This window comes from Nonomuraea sp. CA-141351 (assembly GCF_050944675.1).
Classification (GTDB): domain Bacteria; phylum Actinomycetota; class Actinomycetes; order Streptosporangiales; family Streptosporangiaceae; genus Nonomuraea.
Window position 1 is genome coordinate 5,043,101 of sequence record NZ_CP191982.1, and the last position, 13,965, is coordinate 5,057,065.

Below are 13,965 nucleotides of genomic sequence, written 5' to 3' on the forward strand. Positions count from 1 at the left end.
GGTGACGCTGGCAGCAGTCAGCGCGGATGGGTGCCGGCTTGTGGCATGCTCTCGGGCACGAAATCCTCCGCCGGAGCTGTCGGGTGGCTGCCGCTGCGTACAACAGTGTGCCGCGCGGCTGTCTCGGGATCGATCCATTGGTATCGGCGAGGAGAAAACGATCAGCTCGCGTGAACACGGGCTTGGTCATCTGCCGATGCGGCACCATCAGTTGGTGCCGCAACACCAAGATCTCGATCTCCTTGTCGCGATTGATCCGCGGTAGCCCCAGAAACGAGAAGGCGGTCGTCAGGTAGGCCAAGCGCAGTAACACGATCGGCCATCATGCCGTGCCTGCGCGGATGGATATTCGGCACCTGGAGCGCTATTGGTCTCGCGCCCCGAGGCTGGCCTGATCGGCGGCGGTACGGCCTGCCGCCCAGCCCTCCCGGTCCCAGGACGTGCGGACCGCATGCGAGACCAGGTTCGGGAACATGCGCTCGACCGCCTGCTCCACCTCCTGTTCGCGGGCCGCCAGCACCGGCACCAGGTCGGTGCCCCGGCTGGCGGTCTCCTGCGAGACCGCGGCCGCCGTGGCTTCGGCGAGCCGCTCCCCGATCCTGGAGGCGAACGCCGACAGGAACGACTGGCGGAACGTCTTATTCCTCGATCGGCCGGTGCCGTGCTTTCTGGTGCCCGAGTTCACCAGCGCGGTCTGCGCCTGCACCAGCAGCGAGGTGAACAGCATCTCCACCCAGGACAGGTCCGCCCAGAACCCCAGCACGGTGGCGAACCCCAGCTCCTTCGACCAGATCACCCGGCACCTGTTGGCCTCGGCGATGAGAACGAGCAGCACGGCCTTGGGCTGCTCGTACGGCGCGTCGATGCCGACCCGGATGCCCGCCGGGGCCTCACCTCCGCCTGGTTGCGCGCCCAGCATCGCCGCGTCGATGCTGTACTTCGCCATCAAGCTCTGCGCCGCCGACGTGAACGTCTCCGCCTCCGCCTCGTACATCGTCGACTCCGCCTTGGCAAGCAGCGCCCGCACCCGCGCGAGCGTCTTCTCGCTGACCGCGTGCGAGCGTGCCTGGACCGTACGGCGAGCGGCCCCGGGCGGCGGGCTCAACGACTCCAGCCGGGGCAGCCCGGTCAGCAACCCCAGCAGTTCCAGCACACCGGAGACGGTCACCAGGCGGCCGGCCCCGTCGCGCGCCTGCCGCGCCGCCAGGTAGCCGCCCTTCCACCACACCGAAGTCTCCAGGCCGGCGAGCTGGTCGCGCCAGCGCTCATCCACCGTGGCCGGCTCATAGGCCCGCATCTCCCAGACGATGAGGTCGGCCGCCGCCCGCCCGTGCCAGTCGGTCAGCCGCCTGGCCACGATCCTCACCACGTCGGCGGGCTGCCAGCCGTTCCGCCACAACCCCGAGATCGCACGGGTCACAACCTCCACCAGCACGCGATCGGCGTCGTCCCGGTCGGCCAGGAAGGCGGCGGCGGAGTCGAAGGCCGCCTGATCCTCGCGGGCAAGCGCCTCCATCGCCGCGCCGATCAACTCATTGGCCTTACTCACACGTGCCGTCCACCTTAAAGAAAGTCCGCCAAACTCTACCGTGACGGAGCCCCGTCCCCTGCTCACCGGCGCGGCGGAAGGCGGCGAGATCCTGACCGACCCGGGCTGTGTCGTCGTCCCGACCAGCGCAAGTCGGCTCGAGCCCCGGTCCTCAAGCTGCGGAGAATGCTTCCGCTCTTCTGCCACCCTGGCGCAGGGCGCGCTGGGGCATGCCAGCATCGTGCTGACCGCCGACACCTACGTCTCGGTGCTGCCGCAGCTGTGTCACGACAGCGCCCGGGCGATCGCGCGGCTGGTGCTGAAGGCGGTTCGGGTGACCAATCGGAAGATCGGAAAGACCCGGAAGACGACGTGACTCATATGTGGCCCACCATGACTCACGATCAGATGACGCGACTACAGATCCGCGTGGAGCCGCAGGTCGGCGCGGTCCTGACCTCGCTGCCCGCAACGGCCGGCGCCAATACATCCCGGCCGTCATCGAGCACACCACCAGGCGCATCCGCGTGCTCGGCACCACCGCGCACCCGAACGCGAGCTGGGTCATTCAGGCAGCCAAGAATCTTGTGATGGATCTGGAGGATGCGGGTTGCCGGGCGCGGTACCTGATCCGTGACCGGGATGCGAAGTTCCCGGGTGGTTCGCGGCCGATGGGGTGAATCCCGGCGTCGTGGAGCGGTGGATCCTGTGGCTGTCCACGCCCACGTTGTCCGTCGAGGCTTGGGGCGCCGGCATGACCGAACGCCTCTGCTCGGGTGACGCGCCGGGGGCGAACCAGGCCCGGGTCCACGTCGCCTTCATGGTAGGCGGCCCGGAGGCCACCATCATGGGCATCCGGCCCGACGGCGGCACCGTCGTCCTGCTTCGTGAGGAGAGTTGGCAGTTCAGACGTCATGCGGGCGTGGCGATCTTTCGACCCGGGGTGACCAGGCCGGACTCGTACGCCATGGCCACCGCCTGCGCGCGGCTGCTCAGGTTCAGCTTCGCCATGGCCCGGTTGAGGTGAGTCTTGACCGTGGCCTCGCTGACGCATAGCCGGGCGGCGATCTCGGTGTTGGACAGCGCATGCCCCACCAGCTTGAGCACCTCCGCCTCACGCGAGGTGAGGAGGTCCAGCACCGGGGGGTCGGGTGGCGGTGCTCGGGCCGGCGTGCCGCGTGTACGCCTCGACCAGCCGCCGGGTGACGCTCGGCGCGAACAACATGTCGCCGGAGGCCACGGTGTGGACGGCGGCGATGAGCCGCTCCGGCGGCGTGTCCTTGAGCAGGAAGCCCGACGCGCCGGCTCGCAGCGCGTGGTAGACGTATTCGTCGAGGTCGAACGTGGTCAGGATGAGCGTCCGCGGCGGCTGGACGGGGTTGGCCGCCAGGATGTGCTCGGTAGCCGTGACGCCGTTCCATGCCGGGCATCCTGATGTCCATGAGGATCACCTCGGGCCGGGTGGCCGTCGCGAGGGCCACGGCCTCCTCACCGGTCGCCGCGTCCCCGACGACGTCGAGGCCGGGCGCGGCCCGGATCAGCGCGGCCAGGCCGGCGCGGATGAGGATCTGGTCATCGACGACGAGTACGTTGATCATGTGTTCGGCTCACCGTGCGACTCGGCGGGCCGATCGTCTTGGCCCGGGGACGACAGAGGCAGGGTGACCACGACCTCGAACCCGCCCGAGGGCCGGGGTCCGGCCTTGATCGTTCCCTTGTAGAGCTTGACGCGTTCCCGCATGCCGATCAAGCCGTGGCCGTCACCTCCGGGGGCGACGGATGCTCCGGCTCCGTCGTCGTTGATGCGCAGTTCCAGTTCGGCTCCGTAGTGCACGCAGATGCGCGCCGTGGCCGGGGCCGCGTTTTCAGCACGTTGGTAAGGGATTCCTGCACAACCCGATAAGCACACACGTCGATGCCGGATGGCAGCGGGCGCACCGAGCCAGTGATCGACACCTCCACCGGCACCCCCGCGGCGCGTACCCGTTCGGCCAGCGCTCCGAGCCGTTGCAGGCCGGGCGCGGGGGCATAGTTGTCGGCGTCAGGGTCGTCGTCGGCGTCCACGCGTAAGACCGCCAGCAGCCGTCTCATCTCGCCCATGACCTCGCTGCCGGTGTCGGCGATCGTGGCCAGCGCGCCGCGGGCGGTGGTGGGGTCGGAGCCGAAGACGTACCGGGGCCAGCACGGCCTGGATCACGATGACCGACATGTGGTGGGCGACCACGTCGTGCAGCTCGCGGGCGATGCGCACCCGTTCCTCGGTGACGGCCCGCCGGGCCCGGTTCTCCTGTTCCCGGCGCAGCCGGGCGCTGAGCTCGGCCATCCCGCGCGCCGGAACTCAGAGCGGCGGAATAAGTGCGATCGAAGCTCGGACACCGGTCACACGCGTAGGACGGTGACTTCGCGGCCGGACGGGGTGGTCGCCTGTTGGAAGTCGCCGCGTTCCTTCCAGGGCGGGGCTTCGGGGCGGCGGTCGAAGATGACCAGGACGCCGGTGGTGAGGGTGAGGCGGTCGAGGTAGCGGTCGAGCTGGGCCAGGCCCTCGGGCTTCGGGTCGTCGGCGCCGGGTCGCCATACCTTCAGTTCCATGGCCTCGCGTTGCATCAGCCGCTCGCCTTCGGGGCCGCTGTAGGGCCAGCGAACGAGCACGTCGAGGCGTTTGGTGCCGGCGGCGTATTCGCGGTCGAGGTAGCCGCCGCCGTTGACGAGGCGGTGCAGGAAGGCCATGAGGATGATCTGGCAGGCGGCTTCGTGGTAGCCCTCCTGCTGGATGAGGACTTCGCCGTGTTCGCGCCAGAAGACGACGAACTCCTGCAGCAGGCGTGGGAGGTCGAACCGGCCGTCGGGGAGCACGAAGCTGTGCGGGTCGGCGTGGATGTTCTGTTCGGTCAGGTCGCCCAGCACGCGCAGGATGACTTCCCGGTAGATCGGGTTGGCCACCTGCGGCGGGGGTTTCTGGGAACAGCACGACCCGGCGCGGGCAGCGGCGGCACCACTCGCTCAGCGCCTCACCGAACCGGCTGCCCGCCTGCCCCTCAGGCCAGGAGTCCGGTGGCAGCAGTTCGTCGGGCCATCCCGACAAGTCGGCGGTCTCGCGGAGGGAGTCCAGCAGAATCGCTTCCGTGGCGGCGATGTCGTCGCTGAAGACCTTGGCGCGCTCGCAGGAGAACGACAGGGCGACGATGTCGCCCTCGGCGGTCAGGGCATGTCGGCCTGTGTCCATCCATGCCGTGCCGTAGCGCGCACACGCGAGCAACCACCGAGCAACCATGCGTTCTTGACCATTGACATTATCTGCCATTTGTCTACATCTTCTTATGCGCGTTGTAGCGCGCAGGGCCAGGCTGGCGGCGAGGAGTCCCCGAGCTTCATGGCAGATCGAACGCGAATGAGCAGCCACGTCGTGAAAGGGCTTTCGTCCACGACGACGCCGCCGTTCTGGCCGCAGGGGACCCGCCCGGCGATGGTGATTCGGCATCAGCAAGGAAGGTGATCGCGTGTCCCAGCCCGGTACGGCCCCGGGGCGGACTCCCGCGTGGCGCTACGCCATCGGGATGTTCGGCACTTCCATCCCGATCAACATGATCAAGGGGTCGATGATCCTCTTCTACGTCGACATTCTCGGGCTCGACGTTCGCGCTTACGGCGTGGTCATGGTGATCTACGCGGTCATCGACGCGCTCGACAACCCGCTGCTCGGCCACCTCTCCGACCGCACCCGGAGCCGGTTCGGCCGGCGCCGGCCGTGGCTGCTCGTCGGCGCGCCGATGCTCGCGGCCTGCATGATCGCATTCTTCTCCGCGCCGACCTCTCTGCAGGGCATCGGCCTCGTGCTCTGGTTCGCGGTGTTCGCGATCCTGTGCGAGGCTTTCGACTCGATGCTCAACGCCAACTACGGCGCGCTGCTCCCCGAGCTGTACCCGCAGGAGCGCGATCGCGCCGTGGCCAACGGTCTGCGCCAGGGCTTCCAGCTCGTAGCGCTCGTGATCTCGCTCGCGGTCACCCCGTTGCTCACGACGGAGGTGTTCGGCACCGAGGAATCCACCCGGGGCTTCCAGATCACAGCGATCATCTATGGCGCGGTCGCGCTCGTCGTGATCGTGTACATGGCGCTCGGCGCGCGCGAGAGTCCCCGCTACTCCACGCGCGAGCGGCCGCTGCTGTTGCCCAGCGTGTGGTCGATCGTGCGCAACCGGATGTTCTGGACAGTCGGGCTCACCGGCGCCTGTTACGGGATAGCCATGGCGCTCGTACTCTCGGGCATCCAACTGTACGTCCGCTACTCGCTCGGGCTCCCGGTCGGGAACGCCCTCTACCTTCAGGGCATCGTCATCCTCGTCTCGGCGGGCGGCCTCGTGGTGTGGACGCGCGTCGTCGCACGCCGCGGCGCCCTGTGGACCTGGCGGCTCGCCTTCGCGCTCCTCGCGGCCAGCTTCGCGGCCTTGTTCTTCGCCACCGACCTCGTCACCGCGATCGCCGCGGGGGTGCTCGTCGGGGCCGGGTGGTCGGGAATGCTCGCGACGAACGACCTCATCGTCGCGCGTGTGCTGGACGCCGACGCCGCGCGCAACGGGGAGCACCGCGAAGGGCTCTTCCTGTCCGCGTTCGGCTTCTTCGCCCGGCTCAACGGGATCGTGACCGGACTCGCGCTCACATCGCTGGGCGTGTTCTTCGGCTACAACTCGGGCGACGACTCCGGCACCGACCCCGGGCTCGCGTTCCGGGTGTACTTGTGCGTGTACCCGTTCGTGCTGACGACGATCGGCGCGGTCGCGGCGCGGCTCATCTCGGTCCCGATCGAGACGCCGCGTGAGGCGGCTGAGCCGCCGCCCACCGGTCCCGTGGACGAGTCCGCCGCGGAGCGCCCCCGATGACCCGCCGCGTCGTGATCACAGCCGACGATCTCGGCCGGGAACCCGGGACGACCGAGGTCATCGTCGCACTGCTCGCCGAGGGACATGTCACCGCGACGACGCTCATCTGCGTCTCGCCTGCCGCGGAGCAAGCCGCGAACCAGGTCTGGGAGCTCGGCGTCGTGCCGCGGCTGCACGTGACGCTCACGAGCGAGCGCGGGCTCCCGCGCTGGCGGCCCCTCAACGGCGCGGCGAGCCTCGTCGATCCGGACGGGTCACTCAGCGACGATCCGTTCGCTCTCGGAGCCCGCGGTGAGGCCCAGGATGTCATCCGGGAGGCGGACGCACAGCTGCACTGGATGCGCGGCCGGGGCCCCACGCCCGCGGCGGCCGACTCCCATGCCGGCACCCTGTACGGCCTGCACGGCAGATCGTGGCTGGCCGAGGCGCTGGAGTGGTGTGCGCGCCACGGCCTTGCCTTCCGGCTGCCCCGTGACCCGGAGCCGTACTTCGGCGGGCCGCTCCCGCCGCAGCTCGCGGCAGCGCACGAGCGCGCCGTCGCCCTCGCCGACGCGCTAGGCGTGTCCATCCCGCAGACGATCGCGACCAACCGGCGCCCGGCACACGAACTCGGTACTTATGAGCAACTGCGGGACGATTACCTCCGCCGGCTCGCCGCCCTCCCCGAGGGCACGAGCGAGTTGTTCCTGCACCCGTCCCGCGAGGACGCGGTCACGGGACCGGACGGCATCGTACGGACCTGGGAGGCGCGGCTCCTGCGTGACCCGGCGTGGCACAACGCCCTCGAGAGTGAGGGAGTCGAGGTCGTCGGAGGCTGGTGGGCCTGACCCAGCCGCCGGTTCCTGGTAGACGCCCCAATGCGCGTGTTGCAGTGCGTGACCTGCGGAAACACGCCAGAACGCGTCTAATGATCATGGCGTCCGTGAGGCCCTGACCTGCGCAAACATGCCCAGCGCGTCACTGAGACGTCGTATCGCTGACCTATCCCCTAGCGTGCGGACACGCGAAATAGACGCTCAGCATTAACTACAGCGCGTCTATCTCTCGCGTTCCGGACTGATCAGCCTAGCTGTCGGTTGTGAAGCTGTCGGTGTCCGTGTGGAGTTGTCGGTGCTCGTGTCGGTGTTCAGCTTGAGTTGTCGGGATTCCACCTTCGGCTCCGATCTTGGTGGTTCAGAATGCTCGGCCATGACGGCTGCGCGTGCGCTGGCCGGCGGGCTGAACGCGCCTCCGGCCTTGCGGCCGCGGGGCCGACCCGGGTTCAGCTCTGGAGCGGGTTCCCTCCACACTATGAAGACCATCACGCTGGTGATAGTCACAATGCAGGCCAGGCCATACATGACGAAAAGCGCGATTGAGGGAGTTGCCACAGCGATGCTGGCTCCGATCGCCAGGATAGAGGTCGTCGGGAATATCGAGCGGAGCCCCCAGTAGGCAAATCGTCCCCGCGGGAGCGGGTTTTGCTGGACGAAGTGTTCCCAACCGAGGTTGTGCCGTCCCACGCGGTCTTCCACTCCGCTGCGGAGGTAGGCCGCGATGCGGGTGATCAGGTGGGCCTTGTACAGCCATACGATGCCCAAGACCAGCGCCAGTAGGGGGTAAACCAGGACGATAGCGGCGTTGCGCGCTTGAAGACCCACCGGCAGTACGGCGCCGAAGGCTACAACCGTCAGTGTAATCATCTGCGACTGCAGACCAGTTAACTGCACGATCTCGGCGCGCAGGGCGGTGAATTCAGCAACAGCCAAGGGGGTGGGATCCCAGCTGGGAGGAGGATTCTCTGCCACATGTGGGTATGTACCCATCCCGTCTTTCCCCACCGACGTCAGTTTGGCAAGACTCCCTTTACTCCAGTACCGACGCCACCAATTGGGAAGGATCCCTTTCCAGTTGGTTCGCCGTGTGTAGGTACAGCATTGTCGTGTTCAGGTCCTCGTGGCCGAGGGCCTCCTTGATATCGGTCGGGTTCGCGCCCAGGTCCTTGGCGATCGACGCCCACGTGTGCCGCAGCACGTGCGGGGTCACCTTCGCCTCGATCCCGGCCTGGCGACCGATCCGCTCGACCAGCTCCGACGCCGACGACCGGTAGAAGCGGCCGCCCGTGTCCGTGACGAAGATCCGCCCCGACAGATCGGCCACCTCGACGCCGGCGCGGCGCGCCCGGTCCTCCAGGTAGCGGTCCAGCGCATACGCGGTCTCCACCGGAAGGCGCCTGATCTTCGGCTTGTCGCCCTTACCGACGATCCGCAGCGTCCGCACTCCCCGCGCGTACCCGAGCGCGCCCAGCTCGGCCGCGATCGCCTCCTCCACCCGGATCCCGGTGTGCACCAGCACCCGGATGAACGCCGCGGTGCGCAGCCGAGCCGGCCCGTGATCCTTGTCGGCCGCAACCACCAGGCGGTGCGCGTCGTCGCGGGCCAGCGCGGTCGTCTCGGAGTGGTTACGCGGCACCTTCGGCCGCCGAGTGCCCTTCAGGTGGTTGACCTCGATAGCGTCCTCGTAGGCCAGGTAGTCGTACCACGACGACACCGCCGAGATCCGCCGCGCCATCGTCTGCGCGGGGATCGGCGCCCCGGCCTGGAGCTCAAGCCACCGCTTGTAGACATCGCCGTGCCGCTTGCGCGCCTGCATCGGGTCGAGGCCGGTCTCGGCGCAGAACGCGAACCACCGCTCGATCTCGCGACGGTAGGCATCGCGCGTGTTCGGCGAATCGTACGACAGCAGCCACGCCATCGTGAGGTCACGGGCGAAGCCGAGCAGGCTCGGCGGGAAGACGATCCCACCGGCCTCGCTCGGCTCGCGGACGATCTCAGCGGTCACGTCTGCGACTGCGAGCCGGCCAGGTCGTTCAACCGCGCGTCGAGGAGGGCTTGAAGGTCTCGCGACGCAGCTGCGGCGTCATGCCGACCGGTCCGTTCGGCGGCGTCTGCCCACCGGCGCAGCACTATGGGGACGAGCGCCCACTGCTGCGCGGTAAGCCGGGGTTCCACGATCTCATCGGGCGGCGGCCATGCCCCCGAGCCAGGAACGCCTGGTGTCCAGTGCGCGATCTGGTCCCATCCCGCTTCCCGGATACTGTCTGCTAGCTCGACGATCCTCCGGGGATCACCTTCCACAACTTCGACGTTGATCTCGTTGTCCATCGCACTGTCGATGATGCCCCACTGCCTCAGTGTCATGGCGATGGGGTAGCGCGCTTCGTCGGCGGGGGCGTCGTCCACGATTGCGATCTTTCTTGGGAGGGATTGAATCTCCGACGTTTAGCAGATGATCTATAGTCATAACCGCGATTATGACCAGCCATTAAAGATCTTGGATCTAGCCCCAGAAAGTACAGACGGAATGTCCCGTCTCAACTGAGCCGACACAGTCTCAGTTAATCTGACGCATTCGACAGTTTTCTCAGTAGACCTGACGCAAGATCGCCATAGGGGCCGTATGCCTGCGCAACCCGTGGCGGGTGGGCCAAAATGGCCCGCATGACGACTACGCCCGAGAACCATGTCAAGACCGCCCATCCGTCGCGATTCAATGACTACGACAGGATCGCCGAAGGATACACGGCCGAGAACGAGACCAGTCTCCTGAACGCGTACTACGAGCGTCCCGCGATGCTGGAACTCGCCGGGGATGTGACCGGCCGGCACATCCTCGACGCCGGTTGCGGCTCGGGCCCCCTGTTCGCCGAGCTGCGCGATCGAGGCGCCATCGTCACCGGCATCGACGCGAGCGCCGGGATGCTGGAGCAGGCCCGACTGCGGCTGGGTGCCGACGCGGACCTGCGGGTCGCCGACCTGGCCAGCCCGCTACCCTTCCCCGACGACGCGTTCGACGACGTCATCGCGTCCCTGGTGCTGCACTACCTGAAAGACTGGGGACCGACACTGGCCGAGCTGCGACGCGTGCTGAGGTCTGGCGGCCGACTCCTCGTCTCGGTCGATCATCCATTCATGAGCACCCTCATGATGCGCAAGGCCGGGGAAAAGTCCACGTACTTCGAGACCCGCACCCGGACCCAAGAATGGACCATGGGCGGGCAGACCGCCCAGATGAGCTTCTGGGACCGGCCGCTGCACGCGATGACCGAGGCCTTCACCGCGGCTGGCTTTCGCATCAGCGTCATCAGCGAACCGCCGTTTGTGCCGGAAGCCCGCGAACTGTTCCCCGAGGAGCTCCGCGAGATCACCAGCACGAGGTTCCTGTGCTTCATGTTCTTCGTTCTAGAAGCCAACTAACGGAGCCTCGCGATACGACCGACCTGATCGAGCGCGCGGCAAGCGCCGTCGTCGAGGCAAACGAGGGCCTGTGATCACGGGGAGGAGCATCCGCTACGACCGGGACGCCTCGTCCGCCTGATCCACCGGTTCGTAGGTGGCGGCGAACATGTCCGGCTTGCACGGGTAGCGCTCGCCGGCGACGCCGGTGATGATCCAGTCGCCAGGGCAGACGATGTGCCCGCCCTAGAGGGTGTCGATCCAGCCGTGGTCGTGCATGAGGCGGCGGCAGTAGCCGCACAGCCAGTCGCCGGGCACGTCTGGGCGGCGAAAGTACCGCACCACCCTTGCCCTCACGGTCGGCTGGCCCGTCGAGCGGGTGGTCGCCGTTCTTCCACCACTGGTGCGCCTCGACGACGACGGGGCGCTTGCGGAACTGCGGCATCAGCGCCCGTCCCTGCTGGGGAACATGTCGCCCCAGTGCATGGCCGCGCCGGTCGCGAGGACCATGTGCAGCCGCATCCACGCGTCGGCGACCATCACGCACGACTGGACGTGTACGGTGTCGTCGAGGTGCTGGGCGGCGTCGTCGAGGAGATCTCCGGCCTTCGCTGCGGCCAGCTCGGCGGGGGTCACGCAGTCGCCTCGGTCGAGGTGCGCGTGTCCGTCGTCGTCTGCTTGGGGCGGTTGTCGCCGCCGCGGTGTCGCAGCTCGGCGCCGGCCTCCTCGAGGAGGCGGTGGACGAACCCGTACGAGCGGCCGAGCGAGGTGGCGAGCGTGCGGATCGGTTCGCCCGCCTGGTAGCGCTCGTGGACGAGCTGCGCGAGCTGGGCGCGCTCGGCGCCGGTGATGCGGACGTTGGGTTGGAGTCGCATGAGGGGCCTTTCGTGGTCGAGGCGGGTTACGCGGCGCGGGCGAGCTGGTTGCGGAGCTCGTCGCGGTCTTCCGCTGTGGGAGGTACGGGGTCGCCGCGCCAGATGCAGCCCTCGATCGTGGCCAGGTCGGCGAAGTCGTAGACGACCTCGCGGCCGGCCCGGCCGAGGACGCGGGCGGAGTAGCGGAACGCCCATTGGCGGATGGTGCCGGGTTCGCGGTCGAGGTGGGCTGCTGCTTGCTTGGCCGTGGCTGGGCGCACGCCGTCCTCCTCTGATTCGGGCAAAGGGGCGAAGGTGTGCGTGTTGGGCGCGTTCCGGACACGCGAGCGCGCGAGAAAGACCTGCTGTAGTCAACGCAGGCAGGCGAACGGAAGGGTTCGCATAGGAAGGGGATAGGCTCGCTAGCGATCTTGTTAGAAACGATCTCAGAGCATCGACAGCGTTTCCGCAGGTCAAACGCCTACACGCTGCGACGGGGCACACCACACCCGTCGGCGCAAAGTTTTACACACCCGCCGACCTGGCGCAACAGGAGCGGAACTACTAACGCTGAGACGCGTTCGCATGGCGCAAGATGGGAACAACGATGGCCCCAACCATCATGATGAGTAGGCTGAACGCGATCAAGAAGAAAGTCCACCCGTTGAACCAGCGGAAAGCAATCGCGAGCAGCGCCGCCGCTTCACCAACCAGGAATGTGGCGCCAAGACCAAGGGTGGCCCGAAACAGCGAGGTCAACCCGGGGTCTCCGCGCCAGTCCGGAGCACTTCCCTCAGCCTCCCTTAACCGGCTTACGTAGGCTTGCTCGGACTGAATGAAAAAGCCCAGCTCCACTGTCAAAGCGATCAGGATCGTCGGCAGGACCTGCGCGGCGGTGGTGTAGAACGCTTCCGTCCCCATACCACGTCATCGCGCCCCAACCGCCCAACGTTCCGCGCGGCCGGTGTCAGGTGACATCCAATCTGGCCATTGATCATGGCCTAACCTCCCGGTGGTCAGGTCGCCTGTCACCGACCTTGAGGTGGTCGTGTCATTTGACGTGGCCATTTTCCGGTACCTGCGACGGCCATGTCTGAGCCGGCAGCCCCAATGAGCCAGCTATTCCATGCTGATGAACGCAAGGCGAGCAAGGGGGATGACCCCAACCCCCACGATCATGATCAACGTGCTGACTCCGGCAAGACCGAAGGTCCAGCCGTTGAACCAATGGAAGCCGACAGCAAGGACCGCCGTCACCTCACCGACGACGAAAGCCGCGACAAGAACCGCCGAGAGGCCAAACCACGCATTGAGGCGGGTGCCGACTGCTGCCACCAGTGAGGCATCGTTGTCGATCTCGGCCTGTTTGGAAATTTCCCGAAGCTTTTGCAGGGTGAATCCGATCTCTACGATCAGCGCGATCAGCAGAGCTGGCATGATCTGTGCAGCCGTGCCGTAGAACGCTTCCGTTCCCATGTCAGATATTCGCGGTCCGGCCGCCCGCCGTTCCACAATGCCACTTCGGCTGACACTGAGCACCACTTTGGCCACTTCCCCTGTCACTGGCCAGCTCTCTGGCCACTTCGGTTGGCGCGCGGCCAGATCGCGTGTCACCTGACAGCCGGCCCGCAGCAACGAGAAAGGGCCGCCTCTCGTCCCCCGACAGAAGCGGCCCTTCCGGCGCGACCCAGCCCAGGTCAATGCGCCCTCGCACAATCGCCGAGCGAAAGCGTAGCAGCAATAAGCGCCAGCGGAACCACTGACACCTACGCGCCCGCCTCTTCGACGACCAGGCCCCACTCCTCCACCGCACAACCAAGGGTCGGACGCCCACGAGGACAGACAGCTATCGTGATAGTGACGTGGTTCGTTGCCTGCGAACGAGGACACTTATGCGCAAACCCCACTGGTCATGGACAACGACACTTCTGGCACTAGCAGTCCTGGTGCTCCTCGCAACCGCCGGAATCCAGCTCGCGCACATCAGCACCGGCCTAGATGCAGCAGGCATCAGCGCCCTCGCCTCCGCAGCCGCTGCCGTCATCTCCTCCGTCGTCGCCTGGCAGGCGCTTCGCCAACAATCTCGCCAACAAGCTGAGAACAGAGACACTCCGCCCCCGCGAGCCGAACCCCAGAACTACGACGATTGCATTGACCTGGCGTACGTTCGGCTGGAACGCAGCAGAATTCTTACGCGCGCTGACCGGCAGTTCCTCTTGCGCTTCACCGAGGAGATGAGGTTTGGTTCCCGCATTTCTTCCCTTCTCCCAGGGCGTGCCTTCCGGTACATGCCGGAGATGGCGGAGAGCCGAAAGCTCGTGCACGAAATCTGGCAGGCAGGCATACACGCGGAGGAGAGCCTAAACCGTCGTGGCCTTTGGCGGCGGTGGCGGCGTCGGAAGCTGGCACGGCTGTACATTCGCTTCCTGACGCAGGAGACCGCCGCCCTTAGGATCTCCGACCCGACACGGACGGCGGAGCTAACAGCCGAACAG

General features: G+C 67.1%; 20 protein-coding genes and 1 pseudogene. 6 read left to right on the forward strand and 15 right to left on the reverse strand.

The features are described from left to right. Positions 1-364: 364 nt before the first annotated feature. Positions 365-1,549, reverse strand: a complete 1,185-nt coding sequence (locus ACQPWU_RS23820; protein ID WP_433443688.1) for a DUF2786 domain-containing protein — start codon at positions 1,547-1,549, stop codon at positions 365-367. A 40-nt stretch (positions 1,550-1,589) separates the two neighbouring features. On the opposite strand from ACQPWU_RS23820, the gene ACQPWU_RS23825 reads away from it, so the two are divergent. After that, on the forward strand, positions 1,590-1,904 hold the full coding sequence (locus ACQPWU_RS23825; protein ID WP_433443690.1) for a hypothetical protein: 315 nt from the start codon (positions 1,590-1,592) through the stop codon (positions 1,902-1,904). A gap of 151 nt (positions 1,905-2,055) precedes the next feature. Continuing rightward, entirely contained in the window at positions 2,056-2,208 is a 153-nt protein-coding gene (locus tag ACQPWU_RS23830; RefSeq protein ID WP_433443692.1) for a hypothetical protein, read from the forward strand. Between the two features lie 232 nt (positions 2,209-2,440). Here the strand turns inward: ACQPWU_RS23830 and ACQPWU_RS23835 are convergent, their stop codons facing one another. Beyond that, the gene (locus ACQPWU_RS23835; RefSeq protein WP_433443694.1) at positions 2,441-2,668 is read right to left on the reverse strand and encodes a response regulator transcription factor; all 228 of its coding nucleotides are present in this window, start codon (positions 2,666-2,668) and stop codon (positions 2,441-2,443) included. 11 nt (positions 2,669-2,679) lie between these two features. Here ACQPWU_RS23835 and ACQPWU_RS23840 point away from each other — a divergent pair, with 11 nt between their 5' ends. After that, entirely contained in the window at positions 2,680-2,850 is a 171-nt protein-coding gene (locus ACQPWU_RS23840) for a hypothetical protein (protein ID WP_433445614.1), read from the forward strand. Positions 2,851-3,003: 153 nt separating this feature from the next. Here ACQPWU_RS23840 and ACQPWU_RS23845 read toward each other — a convergent pair. From ACQPWU_RS23845 to ACQPWU_RS23865, 5 genes and pseudogenes are all read right to left on the reverse strand, one after another. Beyond that, a pseudogene (locus tag ACQPWU_RS23845) lies at positions 3,004-3,126 on the reverse strand (DNA-binding response regulator); the annotation flags it as partial. Then, positions 3,123-3,362 carry a sensor histidine kinase gene (locus tag ACQPWU_RS23850; RefSeq protein ID WP_433443696.1) on the reverse strand — a complete coding sequence of 80 codons (240 nt, stop codon included), beginning with the start codon at positions 3,360-3,362 and terminating at the stop codon, positions 3,123-3,125. The pseudogene ACQPWU_RS23845 and the gene ACQPWU_RS23850, both read right to left, overlap by 4 nt. Continuing rightward, on the reverse strand, positions 3,275-3,628 hold the full coding sequence (locus tag ACQPWU_RS23855; RefSeq protein WP_433445615.1) for a hypothetical protein: 354 nt from the start codon (positions 3,626-3,628) through the stop codon (positions 3,275-3,277). The genes ACQPWU_RS23850 and ACQPWU_RS23855 overlap by 88 nt, the downstream gene beginning before the upstream one ends. After that, on the reverse strand, positions 3,570-3,851 hold the full coding sequence (locus tag ACQPWU_RS23860) for a histidine kinase (protein WP_433443699.1): 282 nt from the start codon (positions 3,849-3,851) through the stop codon (positions 3,570-3,572). The genes ACQPWU_RS23855 and ACQPWU_RS23860 overlap by 59 nt, the downstream gene beginning before the upstream one ends. A 56-nt stretch (positions 3,852-3,907) precedes the next feature. Continuing rightward, entirely contained in the window at positions 3,908-4,468 is a 561-nt protein-coding gene (locus tag ACQPWU_RS23865) for a hypothetical protein (protein ID WP_433443701.1), read from the reverse strand. Positions 4,469-5,025: 557 nt separating this feature from the next. On the opposite strand from ACQPWU_RS23865, the gene ACQPWU_RS23870 reads away from it, so the two are divergent. Together ACQPWU_RS23870 and ACQPWU_RS23875 are read left to right on the forward strand one after the other, a co-directional pair. Then, complete coding sequence (locus ACQPWU_RS23870; protein WP_433443702.1) at positions 5,026-6,402, forward strand: MFS transporter; 1,377 nt, start codon at positions 5,026-5,028, stop codon at positions 6,400-6,402. After that, entirely contained in the window at positions 6,399-7,229 is an 831-nt protein-coding gene (locus tag ACQPWU_RS23875; RefSeq protein ID WP_433443704.1) for a carbohydrate deacetylase, read from the forward strand. Before ACQPWU_RS23870 ends, ACQPWU_RS23875 begins: the two co-directional genes overlap by 4 nt. A 210-nt stretch (positions 7,230-7,439) precedes the next feature. Here the strand turns inward: ACQPWU_RS23875 and ACQPWU_RS23880 are convergent, their stop codons facing one another. From ACQPWU_RS23880 to ACQPWU_RS23890, 3 genes are all read right to left on the reverse strand, one after another. Then, positions 7,440-8,150 carry a hypothetical protein gene (locus ACQPWU_RS23880; RefSeq protein ID WP_433443705.1) on the reverse strand — a complete coding sequence of 237 codons (711 nt, stop codon included), beginning with the start codon at positions 8,148-8,150 and terminating at the stop codon, positions 7,440-7,442. Positions 8,151-8,247: 97 nt separating this feature from the next. After that, positions 8,248-9,222: a tyrosine-type recombinase/integrase gene (locus ACQPWU_RS23885; protein ID WP_433443706.1), complete on the reverse strand. Its 975-nt coding sequence runs from the start codon at positions 9,220-9,222 to the stop codon at positions 8,248-8,250. Then, complete coding sequence (locus tag ACQPWU_RS23890; RefSeq protein WP_433443708.1) at positions 9,219-9,623, reverse strand: hypothetical protein; 405 nt, start codon at positions 9,621-9,623, stop codon at positions 9,219-9,221. Before ACQPWU_RS23890 ends, ACQPWU_RS23885 begins: the two co-directional genes overlap by 4 nt. A gap of 249 nt (positions 9,624-9,872) precedes the next feature. Between ACQPWU_RS23890 and ACQPWU_RS23895 the strand changes: the two genes are divergently transcribed. Next, on the forward strand, positions 9,873-10,637 hold the full coding sequence (locus ACQPWU_RS23895; protein ID WP_433443709.1) for a class I SAM-dependent methyltransferase: 765 nt from the start codon (positions 9,873-9,875) through the stop codon (positions 10,635-10,637). Between the two features lie 423 nt (positions 10,638-11,060). Here ACQPWU_RS23895 and ACQPWU_RS23900 read toward each other — a convergent pair whose 3' ends face one another. The 5 genes from ACQPWU_RS23900 to ACQPWU_RS23920 all read right to left on the reverse strand — a co-directional run bounded on the left by ACQPWU_RS23900 (position 11,061) and on the right by ACQPWU_RS23920 (position 13,033). Continuing rightward, the gene (locus tag ACQPWU_RS23900; RefSeq protein WP_433443710.1) at positions 11,061-11,252 is read right to left on the reverse strand and encodes a hypothetical protein; all 192 of its coding nucleotides are present in this window, start codon (positions 11,250-11,252) and stop codon (positions 11,061-11,063) included. After that, positions 11,249-11,491 (reverse strand): helix-turn-helix domain-containing protein, encoded by a 243-nt coding sequence (locus tag ACQPWU_RS23905; RefSeq protein ID WP_433443712.1) that lies wholly within the window; start codon positions 11,489-11,491, stop codon positions 11,249-11,251. Before ACQPWU_RS23905 ends, ACQPWU_RS23900 begins: the two co-directional genes overlap by 4 nt. 26 nt (positions 11,492-11,517) lie before the next feature. Next, positions 11,518-11,751, reverse strand: a complete 234-nt coding sequence (locus tag ACQPWU_RS23910; protein WP_433443714.1) for a hypothetical protein — start codon at positions 11,749-11,751, stop codon at positions 11,518-11,520. A 283-nt stretch (positions 11,752-12,034) separates the two neighbouring features. After that, positions 12,035-12,391: a hypothetical protein gene (locus tag ACQPWU_RS23915; RefSeq protein ID WP_433443716.1), complete on the reverse strand. Its 357-nt coding sequence runs from the start codon at positions 12,389-12,391 to the stop codon at positions 12,035-12,037. 198 nt (positions 12,392-12,589) lie between these two features. Next, positions 12,590-13,033 (reverse strand): hypothetical protein, encoded by a 444-nt coding sequence (locus tag ACQPWU_RS23920; RefSeq protein WP_433443718.1) that lies wholly within the window; start codon positions 13,031-13,033, stop codon positions 12,590-12,592. Positions 13,034-13,965: the final 932 nt, after the last annotated feature.